The organism is Aurantimonas litoralis (assembly GCF_026153195.1).
Taxonomy (GTDB): Bacteria; Pseudomonadota; Alphaproteobacteria; order Rhizobiales; family Rhizobiaceae; genus Aurantimonas; species Aurantimonas coralicida.
The window spans coordinates 851119-875198 of the sequence record NZ_JAPFBM010000001.1 but is presented as its reverse complement, the minus strand read 5'-3'; the positions used below and the strand labels follow the sequence as shown (position 1 = coordinate 875198).

Below are 24080 nucleotides of genomic sequence, written 5' to 3'. Positions count from 1 at the left end.
CGAAAATCGTTTGCTCCACAGGCTCAGGGCGTTAGTTCTAGCGCCAGCGCGGTGGGCATCGCGTTCCACGGAGAAGCGAGAGTGTTCGTCCTACCATTGTTTCCCCAAGGCCGCGCGCCAAGGCAAGGCAGAGTTTTTCCCGTTGTCGCCTTGCTTCTGGCGCTGGCACTGCCCGCCGCAGCCGCCGACAGGACCGTCGCCATCTTCGACTTCGAACTGATCGATTCCAGCCTCGAAGGCTCGATGATGGGAGAGAACGCCGACGAGCAGGCCCGGCTGGATCGCCTGGCACCGGACCTGCGCGAGGCAATCGCGGCACTGCCCGGCTACAGCGTCGTCGATATCGCGCCGGTGCGCGAACGGGCGAAGAAGCAGTATCTGCAGAGTTGCGGAAATTGCAGCCAGACCTTCGCCCGCGAGATCGGCGCCGACATCGCCGTCACCGGCACGGTGCAGAAGGTTTCCAACCTGATCCTCAACATCAACGCCTATGCCTTCGATGCCGTGACCGGTGAGGCGATCGCCCGCGGCAGCGCCGACATCCGCTCCAATACCGACCAGAGCTGGCAGCGCGGCATCGACTACCTCTGGCAAAACGTCCTCGAGACGCAGTTCGAGGCCGCACGTTGATCAGGCTTCTGGCGAGCGTCACCGGGCCGCACGAAGCCGGCATCGTCCTTGAGGGCGGCGCCGATCTCGTCGATTTGAAGGACCCGGCAAAGGGCGCGCTCGGCGCCGTCTCGCCGCAGGTGCTTGCCGAGACCATGGACATGGTCGCCGGCCGCAGGCCGGTGTCGGCCGTCGCCGGCGACCTGCCCATGCTGCCGGACACGGTGCGCGAGGCGGTCGAAGCCCGTGTCGCCGCCGATTACGTCAAGATCGGCCTGTTTCCGGCCAGCCGCGACGCGCGCATCGCGGTGATCGATGGATTGCGGCCGCTGGCAAAGCGCACGGGGCTCATCGCGGTGTTCTTTGCCGATGGCGACCCGGATTTCAGCCTGCTGCCGGTGCTGGCGGAAGCCGGCTTCAGGGGCGCGATGATCGACACGATCGGCAAGTCGAGCGGCCGGCTGATGGCGCATCTGTCGATGACCGCGCTCGGTGACTTCGTGGGGAACGCGCGCGACCTCGGCCTCATGAGCGGTCTGGCCGGATCGCTGGAGCCGCCGGACGTGCCGCGCCTTGCCGTCCTGCGGCCCGACTATCTCGGCTTTCGCGGCGCGCTGACGACGGGCGCCCGCGACGCGCCGGTGGAACTCGCCGCCGTGCGCACGATCCGCGCGCTGCTGCCGGCAACCGAGGATACCGACCATGCCGTCGAGCCGGTCGCCGGGCGCGGCGACCGCATCCTTGTGCGCGATTTCACCGTGCCGATGGAAATCGGCGCCTATGACCATGAGCGCGGCCGGACCCAGAAGGTGCGCTTCTCGGTCGAGGCCGAGATCGCCCCGATCGGCGCCGATGCGCGCTCGATGGCCGACATCTATTCCTACGATCTGATCCTCGACGCCATCCGCGCGCTGGCCGCCCGCGGCCACACCGATCTGGTCGAGACGCTGGCGGTGGAACTGGCCGAAACGGTGCTGGCCGACGCCCGCATCCGCGAGGTGATGGTGCGGGTTGAAAAGCTCGAGCTCGGACCCGAGGCCGTCGGCATCGAACTGACACGCCGCCGCGCCGGCGGACGCTGAACCGGGCTCCGATCCAAGAATCTCGCGGGGCGGGTGGCATGGCCGGGCGCGCCGTGACACGGTGGCCGCGTGAATGGCAGAGCGTTGCAGGGGGCAGCTTCGTGGACAACATCCTGGTCGTGAAGTTCGGAGGCAGCTATGCGACCACGCCCGATCTCCTGCGCTGGCTGAAGGCGATCGAGGCGACCCGGATGCCGGTGGTGATCGTGCCGGGCGGCGGCCCCTTCGCCGAGGCGGTGCGGCGCTACCAGCCGCGGATCGGCTTCGACGACGCGACCGCCCACGAGATGGCGATCCTGGCCATGGAGCAGTTCGGGCTGGCGCTGGTCGGCCTCGGCAGCCGTCTGGTGCGGGCGAGCGACGATGCCGGCATCGCGGCGGCGCTGGAGCGCGGCGACATCCCGGTCTGGATGCCGCGGCAGATGGCGCTGGCGGCCTCCGAGATCGACCGGGACTGGTCCGTGACCTCCGACAGTCTCGCTGCCTGGCTCGCCGGTCATATCCCCGGCGCGCGCCTTTGCCTGATCAAGCAGATCGACCTGCCGGACGATTCCACCCTTGCCGCCCTGGCCGGCGCCGAGATCGTCGACGAGGCGTTTTCGCGGGTCCTGGGCGAGGCGACGGATCTCTATGTCGCCGGTCCCGCCGACCTGTCGGCGGCCGGCATCAATCTCGGCGAGGGGACGATCCCCGGCCGCCGGATCCTGCGCCAGCCGATACCGGCGCCGGCCGCCTCGGCATCGGACTGAGACGACGCCCATGTCACGATCCCTGGCGTCTGCGTCGCATGCGTTGCTTCGGCGCTTCCCATCGCTCCCGCATTGGCCGACATAACCGGCCATGGCGAAAGAAACCCTGCTCTTTCTCACCGGTCATCTGGCGCGTCCGCGGCTCGAACGCGTGCTGACGGGTCTCGGCGAGACCGATTTCGACTGGGCGATCGCCGATATCGGCGTGAAGGTCGCGGCGCTGGCCACCGGCGACATCATCGAGCGTCGCCTTGCCCGGCCCGTCGCGGCCGACAGGGTGATCCTGCCGGGGCGCTGCCGCGCCGATCTCGATCGCCTGTCCGAGAGCTTCGGCGTGCAATTCCAGCGCGGTCCGGACGAGCTGGCCGACCTGCCGGCCTTTCTCGGCCGCAAGGGCACGCCGCCAGATCTGTCGCGCCACGACATGCGGATCTTCGCCGAGATCGTCGATGCCTCGGCGCTGACCGTCGAGGACATCGTCGGGCGCGCCGACGCGATGCGTGGAGCCGGGGCCGACGTGATCGATCTCGGCTGCCTGCCCGACACGCCCTTCGACCATCTGGAGGCGGCCGTTCGCGCGCTGAAGGCCGCCGGCCACCGGGTGAGCGTCGATTCCGCCAATCCCGACGAACTCGCCCGGGCCACGCGTGCCGGCGCCGACTTCCTTCTGAGCCTCACCGAAGAGACCCTCGACATTGCCCGCGAAGGCGAGGCGGTGCCGATCCTGGTGCCGGCGAGGCCCCACGATTTCGCCTCGCTGGAACGCGCCATCGACCGGGCCCACGAGATGGGCATCGCCTTTATCGCCGATCCGATCCTCGACCCGATCCATTTCGGCTTCGCCGCCTCGCTGGTGCGCTACCACCGGCTGCGCGAAGCTTATCCCGACGTCGAGATCCTGATGGGGACGGGCAATCTCACCGAGCTGACCGACGCCGATACCTCCGGCATCACCGCCACATTGCTCGGCATCTGTTCGGAACTGGCGATCCGCAACCTCCTGGTCGTGCATGTCAGCCCGCATACGCGGCGCACCGTCGAGGAGCACGACGCGGCGCGGCGGATGATGTTTGCCGCCCGCGCCGACGGCGCCCTGCCGCGCGGCTATTCCGGCGCGCTGCTGCAGGTCCACGACGTGAAGCCCCATGCCGCAACGCCTGAGGAACTGGCCGAGCAGGCGGCGACGATCCGCGACCGCAACTACCGTATCGAGACGGCGGCCGATGGCGTCCATCTCTACAATCGCGACACCCATGTTGCCGCGACCGACGCCTTCGAGTTCTTCCCCGAACTGGAGGTCGCGGGCGACACCGGCCACGCCTTCTATCTGGGCGCCGAACTGCAGAAGGCCGAGATCGCCTGGCGGCTCGGCAAGCGCTATGCGCAGGACACGCCCCTCGACTTCGGCGTCGCCGCGCCGCGCCGAGAGGAAGACCGCACCCGGCTGGAGGAAGCCGGCCATACGCTGAAGGCCAAGAAGCAGACCCCGTCCGGCTGACGGGCCGACAGAGACAACCCGCGAGAGACCGACGATGCCCTATATCCGCGAGACGATCCTGACCACGGCCTCGGCCGACGGCGTGGTGCATATCGCGCCGCTCGGCATCATCCAGGATGGCGACGGCTGGGTGATCGCGCCGTTCCGGCCCTCGACGACCCTGGCCAATATCGAGGCGACGGGCGTCGCCATCGTCAATTACACCGACGAGGCGAAGATCTTTGCCGGCTGCCTGACCGGCCGGCGCGACTGGCCGCTGGCGCCGGTGGAGGGCTGCGCCGTGCCCCGGCTGGAGGCCGCCCTCAGCCACGACGTGCTCGAAGTCGTCTCGGTGACCGGCGACGATATCCGCCCGCGTTTCCACTGCCGCGTCGCCTCCTCAGGCCAGCATCGGCCGTTCCTGGGCATGAACCGCGCCAAGGCCGCCGTGCTGGAGGCCGCCATTCTCGTCAGCCGGCTCAAGATGTTGCCGACCGAGAAGATCGAGGACGAGATCGCCTATCTGAAGATTGCCATCGACAAGACGGCGGGACCCGACGAGGAGCAGGCCTGGTACTGGCTGCTGGAGAAGGTCATCGCCCATCTGGCCGAGGTCGAGCCGACCGCCTGAGCCTTCGCGGCGGACAGAAATGATGCGGCTCCACTGAACAGACTGTCGCAGCGGCGAACCAATTCGCCCCTCGCGTCGTTCCCTTCTCGATTTCGAACCATTCCAACCTGCAGCGGCCGGGATCGCGCAGGCGGGGCGAAGCGAAGGGACCTTCACCTTGATCAATCTGACCATCAACGGAACCGAGCATCAGCTCGAGGCCGACGTGCGGACGTCGCTGCTCGACGCGCTGCGCGACCACCTTGCCATGACCGGCACCAAGAAGGGCTGTGACCACGGCCAGTGCGGCGCCTGCACCGTGCTCGTCAACGGCCGGCGGATCAATTCCTGCCTGACCCTCGCCGTCATGCACGAGGGCGACGACGTCACCACCATCGAGGGGCTGGGCGAGCCTGGCAATCTCGACACCATGCAGGAGAGCTTCCTGCATCACGACGGCTACCAGTGCGGCTATTGCACGCCGGGCCAGATCATGTCGGCCACCGGCATGCTGGGCGAGGTCAAGGATGGCTGGCCGAGCCATGTCACCGACAAGCTCGACGGCCAGGTCGAACTGACCGACGCCGAGATCTCCGAGCGCATGAGCGGCAATATCTGCCGCTGCTCGGCCTATCCGAACATCGTCGACGCGATCCGCACCGCCAGCACTAAGAACAACTCGGGAGGCCCGGCATGAAGCCGTTCGAATATTCCCGCGTCTCCGAGGTCGCCGAAGCCGGTCAGCTGGCCGGCCGTTTCATCGCCGGCGGCACCAATCTGCTCGACCTGATGAAGCTGGAAGTCGAGGCGCCGGACCGGCTCGTCGACATCACCCGGCTGCCGCTGAAGGACATCGAGGAAACCGAGGATGGCGGCCTGCGCATCGGCGCGCTGGTCACCAATGCCGATCTGGCCGCCGATCCGCGCATCCGCCGCGATTACGCGGTGCTGTCGCGGGCGCTGCTCGCCGGCGCGTCCGGCCAACTGCGCAACAAGGCGTCCACCGGCGGCAATCTCCTGCAGCGCACCCGGTGCTATTATTTCTATGACACCACCTCGCCCTGCAACAAGCGCGAGCCGGGCTCCGGCTGCGGTGCCATCGGCGGCTTCAACCGCATCCACGCCATTCTCGGCGCCAGCGACAAGTGCATCGCCACCCATCCCTCCGACATGGCGGTCGCAATGCGCGCCCTCGGCGCCATGGTCGAGACGGTGCTGCCGGACGGTTCGACTCGCGAGCTCGATTTCGACGGTCTCTACCGCCTGCCGGGCGATACGCCCGAGATCGAGACCAATCTGGAGCCCGGCGAACTGATCACCGCGGTGCGCCTGCCCAAGCCCGCCGGCGGCGTCCATGTCTACCGCAAGGTCCGCGACCGTGCGTCCTACGCCTTCGCGCTCGTCTCGGTCGCAGCCGTGATCACCGTCGAGAACGGCACCATCTCGGCAGCGCGTCTCGCCTTTGGCGGGCTCGCCCACATGCCGTGGCGCGACGAGGCCGTCGAGGCCGCGCTGATCGGCCAGGCGCCGTCGAAGGACCTCTTCGCCAAGGCCGCCGACATCCTCCTGAAGGATGCCCGAGGGCAGGGCGGCAATGACTTCAAGATCCCGCTGGCGCGCCGCACGCTGTCCGCCGTGCTGGCCGAGGCGACGAAGGGAGACGCATGATGAACACCCATGTCATGGACAAGGAGATCGGCGAAACGCGGCTCGACCGCGAGACGCAGGGCGTCATCGGCAAGCCCGTCGACCGCTACGAAGGCCCGCTGAAGGTCTCCGGCAAGGCGACCTACGCCTATGAGTATCTGGCCGACGACAAGAACGTCGCCTATGGCTTCATCGTCACCGCCAGCATCGGCAAGGGCAAGATCGTCAAGGTCGACGGTTCGAAGGCGCTCTCGGCGCCGGGCGTTCTCGCCATTGTAGACGGCGACAAGATCCTGCGGGCCTCCTCGCAGCCGATGGCGCCGGCCGCCCAGACGATCGACGGCGAGGTCTTCCATTACGGCCAGCCGGTCGCGGTCGTCGTCGCCACGAGCTTCGAGGCGGCGCGTCACGGCGCCAAGCTGGTTGAGGTCGAGTACGCTCCGGCGAGCGGCGGCCGCTACTCTCTCGAGCAGGTCAAGGATCAGGGCCGCGCCTCGGACCAGGGCGTGATGCCGGCCGACACGGAGCGCGGCGATTTCGAGACGGCGTTTGCCAAGGCCGAAATCCAGTTCGACCAGACCTACACGACGCCGAGCCACCATTCCTCCGCCATGGAGCCCCATGCGAGCGTGGCGAAGTGGGACGGCGACAAGCTGACCGTCTGGTCGTCCTGCCAGCTGCTGGAGACCAACGTCCAGCAGATCGCCAACGGCGTCGGCGTGCCGGTCGAGAATGTTCGTCTGCTCAGCCCCTATATCGGCGGCGGCTTCGGCTCCAAGCTCGGCATCGGCCCGGATGCGGTGCTGTCGGCGCTCGCCGCCCGCGCTGCCGGCCGCCCGGTCAAGCTGGCGCTCAGCCGGCCGCACGTCTTCCAGACGACGTCGCGGCGGTCCGAGACCATCCAGCGCATCCGCATCGGCACGACGAAGGACGGCCACATCACCGCCTTCTCCCACGAGACCTTCGCGGCCAATTCGCCGGGCAACGGCTTCTTCGAGCCGGCCGGCATTTCCAGCGTGTTCCTCTATGCCGGCAAGGATCGCAGCGTCACCCATCGCCTGTCCGAGACCGACGTCCTGATGACCTCGGCGGTGCGCGCGCCGGGCGAGGCCGTCGGCATGCTGGCGCTGGAGAACGCCATGGACGAGATGGCCGAGAAGCTCGGCCTCGATCCGCTGGAGTTCCGCAGGCTGAACGAGCCGGAGGTGGCTCCGCAGGACGATTTGCCGTTCTCCTCGCGCAAGCTGGTGGAATGCTACGAGGAAGGCGCCCGCCGCTTTGGCTGGGACAAGCGTCCGGCCAAGCCGGGCAGCGTCCGCGAGGGCGAATGGCTGATCGGCTACGGCATGGCCGCGGCCTCGCGCGCCAACTCGCTGATGAAGTCGTCGGCCGAGGTGGAGATGACGCCGGACGGCCGGGCGGTCGTGCGTACCGCCATGACCGACATCGGCACCGGCACCTATACGATCCTGCAGCAGATCGCCGGCGAGATGCTGGGCCTGCCGCTCGACCGCATCGATGTCGAACTGGGTGATACGTCGCTGCCGTCCTCGTCCGGTTCGGGCGGCTCCTGGGGTGCCAACAGCGCCGGCTCGTCGGTCTATGTCGCCTGCGAGGCGCTGATCGGGGAGATCGCCCAGCGTCTCGGCGTCGAGCCGGACGGGCTGACCCTGAAGGACGGCCACGCCATCGCCAACAACCGGCAGGTGCCGTTCACCGAGATCCTCGACGGCAAGAGCCTGATGAAGCTCGGCACCATCAAGCCGGGCGAGACGTCGCAGAACTACAACCAGGCGAGCTACGGCGCGCATTTCTGCGAGGTGGCGGTCAATGCCGTGACCGGCGAGACGCGGGTCCGCCGGCTTCTGACGGTGGCCGCGGCGGGCCGGATTCTCAACGAGAAGACGGCGACGTCGCAGTGCTATGGCGGCCAGATCTGGGGCATCGGCTCGGCCCTGACCGAGGAACTCGTCACCGACGAGCGCACCGGCCTCCTGGTGAACCACGATCTCGCCGAATACCACGTGCCGGTGAATGCCGACGTGCCGCAGCTCGATGTCGTGCTGCTGCCCGAGCGCGATCCCCATGCCAGCCCGCTGGCCGGCAAGGGCATCGGCGAGCTGGCGCTGGCCGGTGTCGGCGCGGCGGTGACCAATGCCATCTACAATGCCTGCGGCGCCCGCGTCCGCGACTATCCGATGACGCTGGACAAGGTGCTCGCCGGCATGTCGCCGGAGATCGACGCGGCCGCATAGGCCGCGCAAAGGCAGAGAAGAAAGACAGGGGTCGGCATCGCGCCGGCCCCTTTTTCGTACGGGGCGCTATGCGCGCTTCGCCGCCAGCAGTGCCAGCGCCGCGGCGGGCGCGGCGCGGCAGACGGCGTCGCGCATTTCGCCGGGGCAGTCGAACAAATCGGAGAAGTCGACGACGCCCCGGTCGAGCCGGGCGGCGAGGCGGCGCAGCACCGGCCGGCCGGCGCCCGCGACGACCACCGGGGCGTCGTCCGAGACGTCCTCGCGCGACAGCACTTGCAGCGCCGCGTCGTGGACATGGCGGACCTGCGCCTCGGCAAAGGCATGGGCCAGCCATTCCCAGGCGCCGTCGCCGGCATCGGCGGCGTCCATGCCGACCATCCGCGCCAGGCGCCGGCGCGAGGCCTCCAGCGTCTTCTCATGGCCATCGGCGGCCGGGTGCAGATCATCCGCCTCGTCGAGCGTGCCGACGATGCGCTGGACGTCGGCCATGGTCGCAAAGAACTCGTTCATCACCGGGATCGAACGCCCGGCGAAGGGGACGCGGTTTTCCACGGCCATCAGCGCCGTGCGGGTGTAGCCCTGATAGACCAGTTCGCCCTCGACCAGCCGCTGCCGGTCGGTGAAGCCGCGGGCCCTGGCCGTGCCGCCGGCGAGCGGCACGAGGTCGGTCGTCGTCGAGCCCATGTCGAGGAACAGGGCTTCCTCGATGGCGGTCGCGGCCAGCGCCGCGCTCGCATGCCAGTTCGCCGAGGCGATGGCGTCGGCATGGCCCCGGGCGTCGCCGGGGGAGAGAAAGCCGGACGCGCCGGCATAGATCAGCACGTCGCCGCTCAGGCGCTCGGCAAAGATCCGGGTGAGCTGCGCCACACCGTCCCGGCGCGATTCGAAGACGTCCGACAATTCGCCGGTCATCGTCACGGCATGCCGGTCCACCTCCGGCATACCCTCCAGTATGGTCGTCAGCGCGCGATCCAGATGCTCCAGCCCCTGCCAGATCGGGCTCGGCTCCTGCCAGACCTTGAGGACACGCTCTCCCTCCGCCAGCACCGCCTTCAGATGCGCGCCACCGACGTCCCAACCCAGCGTTCTCGTCATGCCATGTCCGCTCGTTTCTGATACGGGGCATCCTATACCACCGAACAGCGCGGCGGCGCGAGCCGAGGGCCCCCATGCAGATCATCCCGGTACTCGACCTCAAGGACGGCCGCGTCGTGCGCGGCGTCATGGGAGATCGCGCCAACTACCGGCCCATCGAGACGCCGCTGGCGGATAGCGCCGATCCGATGGCGGTGGCGCGGGGGCTGATGGCGCTGGCGCCGTTCCGCAGCCTCTACATCGCCGATCTCGACGCCATCGAGGGACGGCCCGCCAACGACGCGGCCATTGCCCAGCTCGGGGCGGCTTTTCCGACGACGGAGATCTGGGTCGACGGCGGCGTCCACACCACCGGAGATGCGCGGCGCGTTCTGGCCGGGCCCCGCCATGTGGCGGTGGTCGGCACGGAATCGATCGTCGATGCCGGCGTTGCCCGCGACCTTGCGGACGAGCCCCGGGCGGTGCTGTCGCTGGATTTTCGCGGCGACGACTTTCTCGGTCCGGTAGAGCTTCTGACGGACGCCTCGCTCTGGCCGCGGCGCCTCATCGTCATGACCCTGGCGCGGGTGGGCAGCGGCGCCGGTCCGGATCTGGAGCGGCTGGCGAGCGTGGCGGCGCGGGCCGGGGATCGGGCGATCTTTGCCGCCGGCGGCGTGCGCGGCGCTACCGACGTCACCGCGTTGGCAAAGGCGGGGATCGCCGGCGCGCTGGTGTCGACCGCCCTGCATGACGGCCGGCTGGCCCCGGCGGATCTGCAGCGCTTCGTCTGATCTCGAAACGCTGCAGCCGGCGCGTTGTCGCCCGGTGGGAAAGTGCAAGAAAAAAGGGGCCGCAAAGGCCCCTTTTCCGTCTGTCGTCCTCGTTCCCGCGGGAACTGGCTTCCTATTGGAAACCGAACTTGGCGGCCAATCGCCGGAGGAGGCCGGCGGGCATCGCCGGCTTGTCGTCTCCCCCGGGATGGTTCCTTGTCTAAGCGCCGGCGAACGGGTGAGCCGCCGAGCCTTTCTTGGAGACCACTTCCGCGGCGGTCGGCGTGCCCTTGATGGCGCGCTCGATGGATTCCATCGTCGCCTGGTAGTTGTAGTCGCGGATCTTGGCGTCGTCCTCGGCTTCCCAGTGGATGAAGACACCGACGCAGATGAACAGGTCGTCGGCTTCGGCCTGCGGGATGATGCCCTTCTCGACCGAATCGGCGACGGCGCGCGCAACGGCGGTCTGCGCCGGTCCGAACATCTGGACGGCCTGCTTGGCGCCCTTGATGGTGACCTTGTTGAACATGACCGTGTTCGGCTTGCACGGCAGGTTCGGCGCGACGACGGCGAGCAGCGTCGTGAAGCCGTCCTTGTTGTTGGTCAGCGAGTTACAGAACGCCGACTCGGCGGCGGACCCGCGGGGTCCGATGATGAGATCGATATGGGCGACTTCGTTGCCTTCGCCGACGAGCGACTCGCCGACCATGACCTTGTTGATTGTTGCCATGAGCAATTCCTCCAAATGTGCCAACCTGACGCGGCTTGCCGCCGGCCCGGCTCTAAGAACTTACGATCCCGAAAGACATGTTCGGCAGCGCCCTCCAAAAGCACGCGACCGCGTCTCCCTCCCGGTCGCCGGACGGCCTCCCGACCGGCATACGTCTATCCTTGTTAGCGGCGTCCCCCGCGGGACCGGTTAGCCAGATAGTCAAGGTGTCACATGGACCCTTACGGCCGACAGTCAATCACTCCCGTTGCGCTTCCGCAAGGTTCTGCGCGAAAAGGCTGGCGACCGTCAGATCAGCCGATGTGCCGGGATTGCGGCCGTCGCGCTTGAGGGCGGCGTCGAGGCAAAGCGCCAGGGCAAGACGGGCGTCCGGATCCTGCGTGTGCGCGAGATCGCCGGCGAGATCGGCCATCTGTCGACGCACCGTCTCGGCGACCTTCAGCCCGTATTTGCGCTGGAGGTGACTGTCGGGAAAGACCGATGCGAAGGCGAGATAGGCGGCGAGCGCAGGGCCGGTTCCCGGCGCCTGCGCTGCGGTGTCCGGAGCGGCGAGGGCCGGCAGGCCGATCTCGAAGATCTCGCGAAACCCGTCGGCATATTGCCGGGCGACGAGGTCCCGATCGGCGGCCAGCCGCATCGCTTCGACGAGGCCGACAGTCGGCGGAGAGCGCACGTCCTGTTCGGGAGTTTCGCCGAGCCCGCCGGGCGTCGCCAGCGCGATGGCCGCGAAGGTGTCCTGCGCGTCCTGCGCATCGAGACGGGCGAGGACATCCGCCACCGCCTCGCGCAGATCGCGACCGTCGGCTTCAGGGCGCTCGGCGGCCGCCGCCAGGGGCGCGCAGAGGAGGACGATGCCGAGATTGGCGTTCAGGCCGACGGCCTCCCAGCTGGCGCGGGTTGCGCCGAGGATGCGGGCGCCGACCCCAAGATCATGCCGGGCGATCCACGGCGCGGTCGCCCTTGCGGCGGCCTCGAAGGTGTCGGCGTGCATCCCGTGGCCGCCGGCAAAGCGGTGGACATTGCCGGGCTTGGCCGCGTCGAGCTCGGCCCGGCAGGCGGCGAGAAAGGCCGCGGCGATCCGGTCGGGCGCAGGGCTCATACGGCGTGAGGCAGCGGCTGCGACAGGCGCTGACGGCGGCGGGCCTCGGCCAGCGCCACCACGTCGCGGGCCCGGATGGCGGCGATGTCGCTGCCGGTGGCGCGCTGCAGCCCGGTCCAGGCGGGCATGGAATTGACCTCGATGATCGCGGCGCGGCCGCTCTCGTCGCGCAGCAGGTCGACGCCGCAGAAATCCCCCTCGACGGCAACGGTGGCGGCGATCGCAAGCTCTTCCATTTCGCGGTCGGCCGGCATGGCGACGGCGTTGGCGCCCTGCTTGACGTTGGTGATCCAGTTCGCCGCCTCGCGCCGCATCGAGGCAACGGCGCGGCCCGCCGAGACCAGCACGCGCACGTCGTTCCAGCGCCCGCCGGTCTCGACCCCGGCATAGCGTTGCAGATAATAGACGCCGCCCGCGATCTCGCCGGCCGGTGGCAGGTCGTCCGCGCCACGCACCAGCTTCAGCCCCTTGCCCTGCGCCCCGAACAGCGGCTTCAGCACCATCGGGCCGGGCTCGGCGGCGAGGATGCGCGCGGCCTCGGCGCGGCTCTCCACCGCGTAGCTGCGCGGGCTCGGCAGACCCGCCCGGTGCAGGAGGAAGCTGGTCATCGACTTGTCGACGCAGTTCTCGACGGCGCGCGGGCCGTTGGAAACCGGCACGCCGCTGCGCGCCAGGGCGTGGAGGACGCCGAGCCGGCGGGTGACCTGCTCGAAGCTGCCCGCATCCATCGTGCGCAGGCAGACCGCGTCCGGCAGGTCGTCGTCGAATTGCGGAATGCGCAGGCCGCTTGCCGAACCGGTGTCGAAGCCGATCTCCGACAGGCCGGCCAGCACCACCGTCGCGCCGAGTGCGCCGAAGGCGGCGATCAGGTCGCGGGCATGCCGGTCCCGGTCGGCCGAGACCAGAAGGATGCGCGGGGCGCCGGATGCGCCGGGAGCCGCCGGCTCAGCCAAAGGAGGCGTCGATCAGCTTGGGATCGACCGCGCCGCCGCGGAAGGTCTCGCCGGTCTCCAGCGCCACGACCGCTACTTCGGCGGGCGAGAACAGCATCGGGTCGATCTTGTAGAAATCGCCCTCGTAGCGCCGGAAGATCTCGGCAAAGGGCGTGCCGTAGTCATTGGCGGTCGAACTCGGCAGCTTCTCGGCCAGCGCTTTGGCGTCAGCGGCCGGGCCGGTGACATGCAAAAGGATGCGCCCGCCATAGATGACGGCGTCGTTGGTGCGGCCCATGGCGGTGATGAAGTCGGGATGCGGCGGGCTGAGCGGCGCCGTGCCGGTGCCCTCGACGATCCGCGACAGGTCGAATTTCAGCTCATGCGCCTTGTGGAGCGCCACCTCCACCACGCGGCCGACGATCTGCACCGAGCCGGCAAGACTCTGGGTCGGCGCGTAGATGATGGTCAGCCTCTCGGGCGCCACGCCGCAATCGGCGGCGATCTGCCGGACGAGGTCTTCCGGCGGCGGACTGCCGGATTCCAGCACCAGCGTCGCCGTGTCGCTTTGATCGGCATAGGCGATGTCCTTGAACAGCGCCTCCTTGCCGGCCAGCGCCCGGCCGGGGCCCGAGCCCATGGCGAAATAGGCCGCGTCGCCTTCGCCGCTGGTGAGCTGCCAGCCGGCATACTGGCTGCCGAGGCAGGCGACGACCGGCTGCGAGCTACGCGTCGTGAGGGTGAACGGCCAGTTGGGCAGATAGGGCGCGGAGCCGAGCGTCACCTCGCCGAGCCCGCCGAGGCAAATCTCGGTCATCAGCCGGCCGGCCTCGAGGCTGCCGGTCACCGACGCGCCGGCATCGATCAGCGTTTCACCGGCCGGTCCGGTGGACACGCCGATCCGCAGTTCCGCCGCGCGACGCTGCAGGGTCTCGATCAGGGGGAGAACGCCTCCGTTGACCGACAATTGCGATGCACGGCTCATGCGGCCATCCTCCCGGTTCGTTCATGCAGTGCGTCCACGCGGGCGTGGAACAGGGACTCGGCAGCCGCAGCGTCGGCCGCTTCGGCAACGACCGTGCAGAGCGGCTGGCCGGGACCGAACGCGGCCGGCGGCTGGGTGCGGTCGTAGGTCCATTCCGGCCAGTCGAAATCGGCCGGCAGGGTCACCGCAACGTCGGTCCAGGCAAGGCCCGAGGCCCGGACGGTGCCTGCGGGCGGAACGCTCGTCGGCAGGCGCCCCCGGCAGGCATCGAGATGCAGCGCCAGGAGCGGGGCGTCGTCTCGGTCGTAGATGTCGACGGTCGCGCCGAAACGGGCGTTGATTTCGAGCAGCACCGGCCCGTCCGGCGTCAGCACGAAATCGCCGCTGGCGATGCCGGTGAGCGGCACTTCGCGCGCCAGCCGCTCCAGCGCCGCGACCATGGCCGGGGCGCTGTCGCCGGGCGGGTCCAGCGGGCCCACCGCGCCGCCATAGCGGTACGGCTCGTCGGCCGAGGGGGCCGCCCATTGCCGGGTGAAGCCCAGCATCGCGATCCGGCCTTCGGCCGCGAGGAAGGCCGCCGACCATTTCTCGCCCGTCACCCTGCGCTGGACATAGCGATCGGCGTCGGGCGCCGTATCGCTTGCTGGCCGGACATGGCTGCCGCCGGCGCCGCCGATCTTCTTGGATACCCAGCCGGCGGGATCGCCGACAACGCTGCGCCGGGTCTCGGGATGGGCGATTTCGGTCTTCGCGCAGAGCGCGGCGAAGGCCTCGGGGTCTTTGAGCAGGCGGGTCGTGGCGGCGTCGGTCCCGAGGATCGGCCAGCGCGTGCCGATCCGCTCCAACAGCTCGGTGCGGTCCTCGAAGCCGGCGCCCGGAACGAAGCCGATCGGCGCATGGCCGTCGGCCAGCCGGCCAAGGATCGTCAGCAGCTCCTCGCCGTCGAAGCCGTCGGGATAGTCGCCATGCAGCACCTCAGCCGCCAGTGCCGACTGCTTCAGGTCGAGATCGCCGAAGAAGTCGACCGCCAGCGCGTCGATGCCGGAACGCCGGGCGCTCTCGGCGATCTGACGCGCCGAAAAGGCGGCACAGAGGATGCTGGGGCGCGGTGCCATCGGGTTACGAGACCAGGGTGCGGGCCAGGGCGAAGGCATCGCGGAAGTCGAGCACCTGCGGCTCCTCCGCCTCGATCATGCGCTGCAGGAGGCCGGATTCGGTCTTCGACTTCAACGGGCCGACCGCCAGCGCGCCGATGCCGAAGGCCTCGGTGCCGTCGATCTGTTCCTCGTCGTCCATCACGTCGATGCCCTCGAGGCCGAGCGGCGGCACGGCATTGGCGTCGGCCGCGACGAGGAGCTTCGGCGCGCCCTGGATCTGGTCCTTGCCGAGCACCTGCACGCCGGCCTTGGCGGCGGCGATGATGACGTGGACGTCCTCGATGATCGCGGTGTTCTTGTCGTTCGACGAGCCGTCGACCGGCTGGACCTCGACGCCGAAGCGCTCCTTCATCTCGGCCGCGCGTTTGGAGATTCGCTCGATCCCGTCATAGCCGACGACCTTCACCTTGGCGCCTTCCAGCGCCGCGATGACGGCGGCGCAATAGCCGACGACGCCGGTGGCGCCGAAGACGGCGATGGTGACGTCTTTCAGCGCCGTCTGCTTGCGGTTCTTCAGGGTGCGCTCGATGCAGGCGACCATGGCGGCGGCGGTGGTGAAGGAGCCCGACGGATCGGCCATGATGTTGCAGCCGAAGGGCGGCACGAGCGCGTCCTTGGCCGCCGCGATCATGTCCAGCGCCAGCACCGAATCATTGCCGCCGAAGAACACCGCCGAGCGCACGCCGCGATCCGGCGGGCGCGAGAAGATCACGTCCTGAACCAGGTCGGCGACCTCCGCCATCTCGACGCTCTCATAGGGCAGCACCGCATCGTAGCCGGCGTCGAGCGCCATGTTCACGTCGAAGGGGCTGATGTGCTTCTGCGGCGTGATCATGTGCAGGATGTTCTTGTGCGCCATGGAAAGTCTCCGGTCTGCATGTGCGTTCGCCGGGCCGGTCGGCCGCGACGGTGCCAGGGCTTGTCGCCGCTAGCCGGTGCCCGTCAGTCGGAGCCCGCGGCGTTCGACGCCGGCTCCATGATTGCGTCCCGCAAGGATGCGGATGTCGAGCCCCGCGGCGGCCTCGCCGATCGCCGCGACGAGGCGCCGGGCCTCGCGGGCCGAGGGGGCGAAGGCGAAGCCGGTCGGGCCCCAGGAGCTCTGGCCGATGCCATGGGCGCCGGCCGCTGCCAGCGCCTCGCAGGCCCTGGCCACCGCCGGGCTGGTGAAGACGCCGCCCTGGGCGGGGGCGAAATGCTCGCCGACCATCTGCTGGATGGTAGCTATGGCGGCGCCGAAGCCGGCAATGTCGGTCTCCGCCAGCGAGGGCAGGGCCTGCATCAGAACCAGCCGGCAGATCTCCGCGATCTGCGCCTCGGGGAAGGCCGGCAGTGTCGCGAAGGCGGCGACTTCGTCGGCGCCGTGAAAGCCCGTATCGCTCGGATCGAGGACGAGGATGACGCGCCAGTCGTCCGGAAACGGCAGCCGTGCGATCAGCGGCGGCGGCATGTCGCTGCCGCCCTTGCCGCCGTCCACCGCCACGCCGCCGCCGGTGACGAAGGCGGCGCCGAGGCCCGACCGGTTGCCGCGGCCGAGCCGTGCGGCGTCGCCGGCGACGTCGGCTGGCAGCCCCTCCAGCGCACGCAGGGCGGTCGCCACGGCCAGCGCCAGCTGGGTGCCCGATCCGAGGCCCGAATGGGCCGGGATGGCGTCCGAAATCGTCAGCTCGTGGCGGACGCCGATGCCCAGATGCCGGCGCATGTCGTCGAGATAGGCGGCTGCGCGACCCGCTTCCGGACCGTCGACATGGTCCTGCCGGGCCCGCCGGATGGAAAGCCGCGTCGCGGGTTCTTCCAGCGCCATGCCGATTCCGCCGAACCGGCGCGCGGACTGGCCGCCGGGATCGAGAAATCCCAGATGCAGGCGAGCGGGCGCCGAGACGTTGACGACGTCGTCTGTCACTTTGTCCCCTGAACTTGCGTGCCCGCACCCTATTATTGCGGCGAATACCGATGGGGCAAGCGTAGTGGAGGAGAAAACCATGGCAGCGAAGACCTATTCCGACGCCGAGGTGACCAAGCGACTGGAGGCGGAGCTGCCGACATGGCGGCTCGAGGACGGCTGGATCCGCCGCACCTACAAGACCGCGGGCTGGAAGGGCACGCTGATGGTGATCAACGCCGTCGGCCATCTGGCCGAGGCCGCATTCCACCATCCCGACATCACTGCCTCCTATGCCTGGGTCGAGGTGCGGCTGGTGAATCACGCCGCCAAGGGGATCACCGATTCGGACTTCGCCCTCGCCAAGATGATCGAGCAGGTGGTCATGTGGCAGCCGGGCAAGGAGGACGGGCCGCTGTCGGGCACGCCGGACGATCCGCGCTTCGCCTATATCAAATACGACAAGAGCTGAGACCTGCCGGCGGGGATTTGATCTTCGCCGCCAAGGCTGTAGTTTGCATCACGGGCACAGAAAGCGAATGGTTTTGCAGAACGCATGGATCGACGGGAAACCGGCGTCCACACAGGAGGCTGTGTCCGCAGCGGCGGAGCTGATCGGCCGAAGCCGCCTGCCTCTCGTGACCGGACTTTCGACCGATGTCGCAGGCATCAAGGCCGCGGTCGCCCTGGCGCAGATCGCCGGCGGGGCGATCGATCATGCCGCCTCGAACGGCATCTACCCCCTGATTTCGGCAATGCGCGACAGCGGCATGATGCTGGCCGCACCGTCCGAGGTCCGGCGCCGCGCCGACCGCGTGCTGGTGATCGGCGACGACGCGTTCGAAGACGCGCCGGACATGCCGGACTACCTTTTCGAGGAAAAACCCGATCTCGGCGAAGCAACCCGCGGCGTCGAGCGACAGGTTCTGTGGCTGGGCGCCGGCGACGACATGCCGGACCTGCCGGAATCGGTCGCGCTGCACGGCATCGACTGCGCCGGCGACGATCTCCTCGACGCGCTGTCGGCAATCCGCGCCGAGTTGGCCGGGCACCAGCACGGCGACGGGCCGCTGCCCGCGCCAACCGTGCAATTCGTTGCCGAATGGCTGAAGGAGGCAAAGTTCGGCTGCGCCATCTTCGCGCCGGCCAGCCTCGACAGCCTCACCATCGAGATGCTGGCGGGCCTTGTCTTCGACCTGAACGCCGAGACCCGTTTCACCAGCCTGCCGATGCTGCGGAGCGATCAGGCCTTTGCCGCGGCACAGGCCGCCACCTGGGCGACCGGCTTTCCGCTGCGCAGCGGTTTCGGCCGCGGCTACCCCGACCACGATCCGCATCTGTATCGCGGCGAACGGCTGATCGCCGATGGCGAGGTGGATATGGCGGTGCATGTCGCCGCGCTGGACGGCCAGGACGAGATCGAACCGGAGTGGTCGGGAAGGGTGCCGATCGTCGCCTTGTGCGGCGAGGCGACCGACTGGACCCATCCGCCGAAGATCGCCTTCGCCGTGGCGACCGCCGGCCGCGATCACGACAGCGTCCTCTACGACAATCGCTTCGGCGGCTTCGTGCCGGTCGCGGCATCGCAGGCGGGCGAGGACGACGTCGGGCGCATGACGGCGGCGGCCGTCCTTGCGGCGATCGCCGCGCATCTGGGACAGACGACGACGGAAGCGGCAGCATGATCGTCGGATGGAAAGGGGCGTCTGCATGCTGACGCATTTGAAGAACGGCCATGTCGTCGACCCGGCCAACGACCGGGACGCGGTCGGCGATCTGTTTCTCGCCGACGGTGTCGTCGTCGATGCGCCGACGGACGGTCGCCGGCCCGACGAGACGATCGACTGCAAGGGGCTGATCGTCATGGCGGGCGCCATCGACATCCATTCCCACATCGCCAGCGGTCACGTGAACACGGCGCGGCTGCTGCTGCCGGAATATCACCGGGCCTTCCGGTCGCGGCCGGGCGCGACCGGGCTGTCCAAGGTCGGCTGGACGACCGAGGAAACCGGCCTGCGCTACGCCGAAATGGGGTTCACCACTGTGGTCGAGCCCGCCATGGCGCCGTCCTCGGCGCTGCATTCCCATCTCGAGCTCGCCGATATCCCGATCATCGACAAGGCGACGCTCGTCGTCCTCGGCAATGACGATTTCCTGATGGCGATGATCCGCGACGGCGAGAGCGAGAGCGCCATTGCCGACTATGTCGCCTGGACGGTCTCGGCGTCGCGGGCGCTCGGCGTCAAATGCATCAATGCCGGCGGCTCCGCGGCCTTCAAGGAGAATGTCCGCAAGTTCGACTTCGACGACATCGTACCCGATTACGGCGTCTCGTCGCGCAAGATCGTCAAGACGCTGCAGGGCGCCGTGAACGGGCTCGGCATCCCGCATCCGCTGCATGTCCATTGCAACAATCTCGGCGTGCCCGGCGATTCCGCCTCGTCGGCCGAGGCGACCATCGGCGCGGCCGAGGGCCTGCCGATGCATCTCGCCCATATCCAGTTCTACGGCTACGGCACCGAGGGCAGGCGCGGCTTTTCCTCCGTCGGGCAGCGACTGGCGGATCTCGTCAACCGGACCCCGGAGGTCACGGTCGATATCGGCCAGGTGATGTTCGGCCAGACGGTGACGATCTCCTCGGACGAGATGCGCCAGTTCGCCGGCCGGCCGCAGGCGAGCCCCGGCAAGACGATCATCTTCGACCACGAGGCCAATGGCGGCGGCGTGGTGCCGATGGAATACAAGCAGAAGAGCTTCTTCAACGCGCTGCAATGGGCGATCGGGCTGGAGCTGTTCCTCCTGATCGAGGACCCGTCGCAGGTGTTCTTCACCACCGACCATCCCAATGGCGCGCCGTTCACCAGCTACCCCGACATCTTCGCGCTGCTGATGGACCGTGGCGTGCGCCAGCTCTGGCTCGACGCGCTGCCGAAATCGGTGGTGCGGATGACCAGCCTGCCGGAGATCACCCGCGAATACACCCTGCGGGAGGTCGCGACGATGACCCGCGCCGCGCCGGCCCGCCTGCTCGGCACATCCGATCGCGGGCATCTGGGGGCAGGGGCGGTCGGGGACGTGGCGATCTACCGTCCGGGCCACGACAAGGCCGAGATGTTCGGGCGCGCAGCCTATGTCTTCAAGGACGGAACGCTGGTGGTGAAGGACGGCACCGTCATCAACCGCACGAAGGGCCGCACGCTGACGGTCCGGCCCGAGGCGGACAAGGCGATGGCCAAGCGCCTCGACCGCTATTTCGACGAACGCTTCGGTCTGCCGTCGCGCTGGTTCGAGGTACCGGACTTTGCCATCGGCCAAGAGGATCCGTTCAAGGTGATGCCATGCCGGACGTGACACAGGACGCGCCGTCCACGGCGATGACCCGCAATGGCGTCGTCATCGACGACACCTTCGCCGAAGCGTTTCCAATGAGCGGAACGGCCATCCAGGTCACCGCCGATTCCGAGAAATGGGCGATGGAGGCCGCGCGCTCCTTCACCGGTTTCGCCACCTCGGTGATCGCCTGCGGCTGCGAAGCCGGCATCGACCGCGTCGTGCCGGCAAGCGAGACCCGCGACGGGCGGCCCGGCGTGCGCATTCTCCTGTTTTCGATGGACAAGGACGGCCTCGCCAAGCAGCTCGGCACCCGGCTCGGCCAGTGCATTCTCACCAGCCCGTCCTCGGCCTGCTACGCCGATTTCGACAGCGAAACGCAGATCGATCTCGGCTCGGCCATCCGCTATTTTGCCGATGGCTGGCAGATCTCGAAGAAATTCGCTGGTCGGCATTTCTGGCGCATGCCGGTGATGGAGGGCGAATTCCTCTGCGAGGCGACGACCGGCATGACCGGCGACGGCGTCGGCGGCGGCAATCTCCTGTTCATGGCCCGCACCAGCGCACAGGCGCTGGCGGCGGCCGAGGCAGCGCTGGAGGCGATGCGTGAGGTGCCCGGTGCGATCATGCCGTTTCCCGGCGGGATCGTGCGCTCCGGTTCCAAGGTCGGCGGCAAGTACAAGGGCATGATGGCCTCCACCAACGATGCCTATTGCCCGACCCTGAAGGGCGTCACCCCATCGGCTCTGACGCCCGATATCGGTTCGGTGCTGGAAATCGTCATCGACGGTCTGTCGAAGGAGGCCGTGGCCGACGCCATGCGCGCCGGGCTGAAGGCGGCGGTCGATCTCGGGCCGGAGAAGGGCGCCCTGCGGATCGGCGCCGGCAATTACGGCGGCAATCTCGGGCCGCATCACTTCCTTCTGAAGGAGCTGGCGCCATGAGCGGGCTCACCTTCCGCAAGCGGGCCGAACCGGACCAGCGCATCGACCTGTCGGCCCTGATCCCGTCGCGCCTTGCCGGCCTCACCACGACCCAGATCGCCTCCCTGCCGATCGGCACGACCCGCTGGCTGGTCACCGTCGGCGACCTTTTCGACGTGTCGGGCGACGATCCTGCGCAATTGCGCTTCGAGGGTGGCTCGCACCGCTTCGACCGGATCGGCGAGGGGCTCGACGGCGGCGAGATCCATGTCGAAGGCGACGCCGGCTGGCGGACCGGCCGGGTGATGAGCGCCGGACGGCTGACCGTGACGGGCTCGGCCGGCGGCTTCGCCGGTTCGGCCATGAGCGGCGGCGAGCTGCGCATCGAGGGCGATGCCGGCGACTTTCTCGGCGGTCCGCTGGCCGGCGAGATGGCGGGCATGTCGGGTGGCACGATCCGCGTCGGCGGCGCGGCCGGCGAACGGGCGGCCGATCGCATGCGGCGCGGCACCATCGTCGTCGCGGGCGCGCTCGGCACCAATGCCGCCAGCCGGATGATCGCCGGCACGCTGATCGCCGGCGGCCGCGCCGCGGGCGTGCCCGGCCGGATGATGAAGCGCGGCACGCTGATCCTGCCCGGCGGGGTCGAGCGCCTGTCGCCGACCTTCCTCGACAACGGCCCGGCCGACCTTCTGATCCTGAAGCTGATGGCCCGGGATATCGCCGCGGGATCCGCCGGCCCGGTGCCCTTCGATGGCGCGCCCATGCGCCGGCTCGGCGGCGACACGGCAGTGCTCGGCATGGGCGAGATTTTCCTGCCGCTGTGAGGCGGCGAGACTGCACAATTGCCATGCGACACGGCGCCACCGCTCTGCTGACTTGCCGGAGGGCGCCGCTAGTTCTGCATCCGGATGCAGCATCGCTGCGTATGTGAAGAGCGTATCCAGTTCGACCGGGCACCGTCGGATCCCCCAGGAAGGAAACGGCCGAGACGATGATTGACCTGATTTTGACCGTCTGCATGGTGAGCGACCCGTCGAACTGCCGGGAAGAGCGGCTGACCTACCAGAGCCGCGGCTCGCTGGCGCAATGCATGATGCTGTCGACGCCCTATGTCGCGGCCTGGGCCGGCGATCATCCGCAATGGACGATCAAGAGCTGGAAGTGCCACTGGCCGGAAGATCGCAAGGAAGCGATCTGAGCGGACAGCGCATCAGATCCCGCCTGCTGCCGCGTTGCTCACTGCGATGAAAAACCAGGCATTGAACAAAATAGAGGCAGATTTGATCTGACCCAAGGGCAGGCTGGTCGCGCAACCGGTGGCTTCACCCGCCGGATGGCCGCGTTCCCCGCCTGTCGTTCGCTCGTCACCAGTCTGGCACGGGGATTGCTCCCTGTGTGAACGGAGCCCGTCGCTGAGAGCGGGACCTGTCAACTGGAGAGCGTGAATGACATCACCTATCAATTGGCTTCGTGGCGCCGTCGCCGCGACCGCGATGAGCGGCGTCGCACTGACCGGTGCCGTGGCGCAGGACGCGCCGTCCGGCGATCCGATCAAGGTCGGCATCCTGCATTCGCTGTCGGGCACGATGGCGATTTCAGAGACCACCCTGAAGGACGCCATGCTGATGCTCATCGAGGAGCAGAACGCCAAGGGCGGATTGCTCGGGCGTCCGCTCGAAGGTGTCGTGGTCGATCCGGCCTCCGACTGGCCGCTCTTCGCCGAGAAGATGCGCGACCTCGTCTCGGCCCAGGACGTCGCGGCGGTGTTCTGCTGCTGGACCTCGGTGTCGCGCAAGTCGATCCTGCCGGTGGCCGAAGAACTCAACACGGTCGTCTTCTACCCGGTCCAGTACGAGGGTGAGGAATCCTCGCGCAACATCTTCTACACCGGTGCCGCGCCCAACCAGCAGGCGATCCCCGCCGTCGACTATCTGATGGAGGAAGGCGTCGAGCGCTGGGTGCTGGAAGGCACCGACTACGTCTATCCGCGCACCACCAACAAGATCCTCGAGCAGTATCTCAAGGACAAGGGCGTCGCCGCCCAGGACATCAAGGTCAACTACACGCCCTTCGGCTTCTCCGACTGGCAGACCGAGGTGTCGGCCATCAAGGAATTCGGTTCGACCGGCAAGAAGACCGCCGTCGTCTCGACCGTGAACGGCGACGCCAACGTGCCGTTCTACAAGGAGCTCGCCAACCAGGGCATCGCCGCGACCGACATTCCGGTCGTCGCCTTCTCCGTCGGCGAGGAAGAACTGGCCGGCATCGACACCGGCCCGTTGGTCGGCCATCTCGCCGCCTGGAACTACTTCCAGTCGGTCGATACGCCCGAGAATGCCGAGTTCATCGAGAAGTGGAAGACCTTCATCGGTGACGACAAGCGCGTCACCAATGACCCGATGGAAGCCCATTATATCGGCTTCAACATGTGGGTGAAGGCGGTCGAGGCCGCCGGCACGACCGAGGCCGACGCGGTCATCGCCGCCCTGCCGGGCGTCGAGGTGCCGAACCTCACCGGCGGCATGTCCACCATGCTGGCCAACCACCACATCACCAAGCCCGTGCTGATCGGCGAGATCAACGACGAGGGCCAGTTCGACATCGTCTCCGAGACCGAAGAGCTGGTGCCGGGCGACGCATGGTCCGACTTCCTGCCGGAATCCAAGAAGCTGACCGCCGACTGGACCGACCCGATCAATTGCGGGAACTACAACACCGAGACCGAGACCTGCGGCGGCGCTTCGGCGGAAGCCAAGTAACCGGGTCCGA

General features: G+C 68.5%; 24 protein-coding genes. 16 read left to right on the top strand and 8 right to left on the bottom strand.

Going from position 1 to position 24080, the window contains the following annotated elements; translation table 11 throughout:
• The first annotated feature begins 150 nt into the window (after positions 1–150).
• The 8 genes from N7I30_RS04150 to N7I30_RS04115 all read left to right on the top strand — a co-directional run bounded on the left by N7I30_RS04150 (position 151) and on the right by N7I30_RS04115 (position 8429).
• Positions 151–630, top strand: a complete 480-nt coding sequence (locus N7I30_RS04150) for a DUF3280 domain-containing protein (RefSeq protein WP_475361810.1) — start codon at positions 151–153, stop codon at positions 628–630.
• On the top strand, positions 627–1691 hold the full coding sequence (locus tag N7I30_RS04145; protein WP_498636888.1) for a (5-formylfuran-3-yl)methyl phosphate synthase: 1065 nt from the start codon (positions 627–629) through the stop codon (positions 1689–1691). The genes N7I30_RS04150 and N7I30_RS04145 overlap by 4 nt, the downstream gene beginning before the upstream one ends.
• Positions 1692–1792: 101 nt before the next feature.
• The gene (locus N7I30_RS04140) at positions 1793–2440 is read left to right on the top strand and encodes an amino acid kinase family protein (RefSeq protein ID WP_475361808.1); all 648 of its coding nucleotides are present in this window, start codon (positions 1793–1795) and stop codon (positions 2438–2440) included.
• Positions 2441–2531: 91 nt separating this feature from the next.
• Entirely contained in the window at positions 2532–3938 is a 1407-nt protein-coding gene (locus N7I30_RS04135) for a DUF6513 domain-containing protein (RefSeq protein ID WP_498636886.1), read from the top strand.
• 34 nt (positions 3939–3972) lie between these two features.
• Positions 3973–4548, top strand: coding sequence for a DUF447 domain-containing protein (locus N7I30_RS04130; RefSeq protein ID WP_277024145.1), 576 nt, complete (start codon positions 3973–3975; stop codon positions 4546–4548).
• A 157-nt stretch (positions 4549–4705) separates the two neighbouring features.
• Positions 4706–5224, top strand: coding sequence for a 2Fe-2S iron-sulfur cluster-binding protein (locus N7I30_RS04125; RefSeq protein WP_024349724.1), 519 nt, complete (start codon positions 4706–4708; stop codon positions 5222–5224).
• Positions 5221–6195: an FAD binding domain-containing protein gene (locus N7I30_RS04120; RefSeq protein WP_188076035.1), complete on the top strand. Its 975-nt coding sequence runs from the start codon at positions 5221–5223 to the stop codon at positions 6193–6195. Before N7I30_RS04125 ends, N7I30_RS04120 begins: the two co-directional genes overlap by 4 nt.
• Positions 6192–8429 (top strand): xanthine dehydrogenase family protein molybdopterin-binding subunit, encoded by a 2238-nt coding sequence (locus N7I30_RS04115; RefSeq protein ID WP_498636883.1) that lies wholly within the window; start codon positions 6192–6194, stop codon positions 8427–8429. Before N7I30_RS04120 ends, N7I30_RS04115 begins: the two co-directional genes overlap by 4 nt.
• 66 nt (positions 8430–8495) lie before the next feature.
• On the opposite strand, the gene N7I30_RS04110 is transcribed toward N7I30_RS04115, so the two are convergent.
• Positions 8496–9524: a hydantoinase/oxoprolinase family protein gene (locus N7I30_RS04110; protein WP_498636881.1), complete on the bottom strand. Its 1029-nt coding sequence runs from the start codon at positions 9522–9524 to the stop codon at positions 8496–8498.
• A gap of 74 nt (positions 9525–9598) precedes the next feature.
• On the opposite strand from N7I30_RS04110, the gene N7I30_RS04105 reads away from it, so the two are divergent.
• The gene (locus N7I30_RS04105; RefSeq protein ID WP_498636879.1) at positions 9599–10294 is read left to right on the top strand and encodes a HisA/HisF-related TIM barrel protein; all 696 of its coding nucleotides are present in this window, start codon (positions 9599–9601) and stop codon (positions 10292–10294) included.
• Between the two features lie 199 nt (positions 10295–10493).
• Here N7I30_RS04105 and fae read toward each other — a convergent pair whose 3' ends face one another.
• The 7 genes from fae to N7I30_RS04070 form a co-directional block, all read right to left on the bottom strand.
• Complete coding sequence (gene fae / locus N7I30_RS04100) at positions 10494–11003, bottom strand: formaldehyde-activating enzyme (protein ID WP_009210870.1); 510 nt, start codon at positions 11001–11003, stop codon at positions 10494–10496.
• A gap of 238 nt (positions 11004–11241) precedes the next feature.
• Positions 11242–12102: a triphosphoribosyl-dephospho-CoA synthase gene (locus N7I30_RS04095; RefSeq protein WP_498636876.1), complete on the bottom strand. Its 861-nt coding sequence runs from the start codon at positions 12100–12102 to the stop codon at positions 11242–11244.
• On the bottom strand, positions 12099–13055 hold the full coding sequence (locus N7I30_RS04090) for a RimK family alpha-L-glutamate ligase (RefSeq protein WP_498636874.1): 957 nt from the start codon (positions 13053–13055) through the stop codon (positions 12099–12101). The genes N7I30_RS04095 and N7I30_RS04090 overlap by 4 nt, the downstream gene beginning before the upstream one ends.
• Positions 13048–14019 (bottom strand): methenyltetrahydromethanopterin cyclohydrolase, encoded by a 972-nt coding sequence (gene mch / locus N7I30_RS04085; protein ID WP_498636873.1) that lies wholly within the window; start codon positions 14017–14019, stop codon positions 13048–13050. The genes N7I30_RS04090 and mch overlap by 8 nt, the downstream gene beginning before the upstream one ends.
• A complete protein-coding gene (locus tag N7I30_RS04080) occupies positions 14016–15134 on the bottom strand; it encodes an ATP-grasp domain-containing protein (protein ID WP_498636871.1) in 1119 nt (372 codons plus the stop codon). Before N7I30_RS04080 ends, mch begins: the two co-directional genes overlap by 4 nt.
• A gap of 4 nt (positions 15135–15138) precedes the next feature.
• Positions 15139–16035, bottom strand: a complete 897-nt coding sequence (locus N7I30_RS04075; RefSeq protein ID WP_498636869.1) for an NAD(P)-dependent methylenetetrahydromethanopterin dehydrogenase — start codon at positions 16033–16035, stop codon at positions 15139–15141.
• Between the two features lie 69 nt (positions 16036–16104).
• On the bottom strand, positions 16105–17076 hold the full coding sequence (locus N7I30_RS04070) for a beta-ribofuranosylaminobenzene 5'-phosphate synthase family protein (protein ID WP_498636867.1): 972 nt from the start codon (positions 17074–17076) through the stop codon (positions 16105–16107).
• Positions 17077–17155: 79 nt separating this feature from the next.
• Here N7I30_RS04070 and N7I30_RS04065 point away from each other — a divergent pair, with 79 nt between their 5' ends.
• The 7 genes from N7I30_RS04065 (at position 17156) to urtA (ending at position 24070) form a co-directional block, all read left to right on the top strand.
• Positions 17156–17527 carry a 4a-hydroxytetrahydrobiopterin dehydratase gene (locus N7I30_RS04065; RefSeq protein ID WP_024349735.1) on the top strand — a complete coding sequence of 124 codons (372 nt, stop codon included), beginning with the start codon at positions 17156–17158 and terminating at the stop codon, positions 17525–17527.
• Between the two features lie 166 nt (positions 17528–17693).
• Positions 17694–18740, top strand: a complete 1047-nt coding sequence (locus N7I30_RS04060) for a hypothetical protein (RefSeq protein WP_498636864.1) — start codon at positions 17694–17696, stop codon at positions 18738–18740.
• Between the two features lie 25 nt (positions 18741–18765).
• Positions 18766–20406 (top strand): formylmethanofuran dehydrogenase subunit A, encoded by a 1641-nt coding sequence (locus N7I30_RS04055; protein WP_498636862.1) that lies wholly within the window; start codon positions 18766–18768, stop codon positions 20404–20406.
• 23 nt (positions 20407–20429) lie between these two features.
• Positions 20430–21329 (top strand): formylmethanofuran--tetrahydromethanopterin N-formyltransferase, encoded by a 900-nt coding sequence (fhcD, locus tag N7I30_RS04050; RefSeq protein WP_498637127.1) that lies wholly within the window; start codon positions 20430–20432, stop codon positions 21327–21329.
• On the top strand, positions 21326–22135 hold the full coding sequence (locus N7I30_RS04045) for a formylmethanofuran dehydrogenase subunit C (RefSeq protein WP_498636860.1): 810 nt from the start codon (positions 21326–21328) through the stop codon (positions 22133–22135). Before fhcD ends, N7I30_RS04045 begins: the two co-directional genes overlap by 4 nt.
• A gap of 167 nt (positions 22136–22302) precedes the next feature.
• Entirely contained in the window at positions 22303–22509 is a 207-nt protein-coding gene (locus tag N7I30_RS04040) for a hypothetical protein (protein ID WP_024349740.1), read from the top strand.
• A 247-nt stretch (positions 22510–22756) separates the two neighbouring features.
• Complete coding sequence (gene urtA / locus N7I30_RS04035) at positions 22757–24070, top strand: urea ABC transporter substrate-binding protein (protein WP_498636858.1); 1314 nt, start codon at positions 22757–22759, stop codon at positions 24068–24070.
• Positions 24071–24080: the final 10 nt, after the last annotated feature.

Bases quoted from the DNA above. Each gene is read 5' to 3' on its own strand.
- N7I30_RS04055 (WP_498636862.1), top strand. From the start codon at position 18,766: ATGCTGACGCATTTGAAGAACGGCCATGTCGTCGACCCGGCCAACGAC.
- N7I30_RS04110 (WP_498636881.1), bottom strand. From the start codon at position 9,524: ATGACGAGAACGCTGGGTTGGGACGTCGGTGGCGCGCATCTGAAGGCG.
- fhcD (WP_498637127.1), top strand. From the start codon at position 20,430: ATGACCCGCAATGGCGTCGTCATCGACGACACCTTCGCCGAAGCGTTT.
- urtA (WP_498636858.1), top strand. From the start codon at position 22,757: ATGACATCACCTATCAATTGGCTTCGTGGCGCCGTCGCCGCGACCGCG.
- N7I30_RS04130 (WP_277024145.1), top strand. From the start codon at position 3,973: ATGCCCTATATCCGCGAGACGATCCTGACCACGGCCTCGGCCGACGGC.
- N7I30_RS04115 (WP_498636883.1), top strand. From the start codon at position 6,192: ATGATGAACACCCATGTCATGGACAAGGAGATCGGCGAAACGCGGCTC.
- N7I30_RS04080 (WP_498636871.1), bottom strand. From the start codon at position 15,134: ATGGCACCGCGCCCCAGCATCCTCTGTGCCGCCTTTTCGGCGCGTCAG.
- N7I30_RS04040 (WP_024349740.1), top strand. From the start codon at position 22,303: ATGATTGACCTGATTTTGACCGTCTGCATGGTGAGCGACCCGTCGAAC.
- N7I30_RS04095 (WP_498636876.1), bottom strand. From the start codon at position 12,102: ATGAGCCCTGCGCCCGACCGGATCGCCGCGGCCTTTCTCGCCGCCTGC.
- mch (WP_498636873.1), bottom strand. From the start codon at position 14,019: ATGAGCCGTGCATCGCAATTGTCGGTCAACGGAGGCGTTCTCCCCCTG.
- fae (WP_009210870.1), bottom strand. From the start codon at position 11,003: ATGGCAACAATCAACAAGGTCATGGTCGGCGAGTCGCTCGTCGGCGAA.
- N7I30_RS04065 (WP_024349735.1), top strand. From the start codon at position 17,156: ATGGCAGCGAAGACCTATTCCGACGCCGAGGTGACCAAGCGACTGGAG.
- N7I30_RS04045 (WP_498636860.1), top strand. From the start codon at position 21,326: ATGAGCGGGCTCACCTTCCGCAAGCGGGCCGAACCGGACCAGCGCATC.
- N7I30_RS04105 (WP_498636879.1), top strand. From the start codon at position 9,599: ATGCAGATCATCCCGGTACTCGACCTCAAGGACGGCCGCGTCGTGCGC.
- N7I30_RS04120 (WP_188076035.1), top strand. From the start codon at position 5,221: ATGAAGCCGTTCGAATATTCCCGCGTCTCCGAGGTCGCCGAAGCCGGT.
- N7I30_RS04075 (WP_498636869.1), bottom strand. From the start codon at position 16,035: ATGGCGCACAAGAACATCCTGCACATGATCACGCCGCAGAAGCACATC.
- N7I30_RS04135 (WP_498636886.1), top strand. From the start codon at position 2,532: ATGGCGAAAGAAACCCTGCTCTTTCTCACCGGTCATCTGGCGCGTCCG.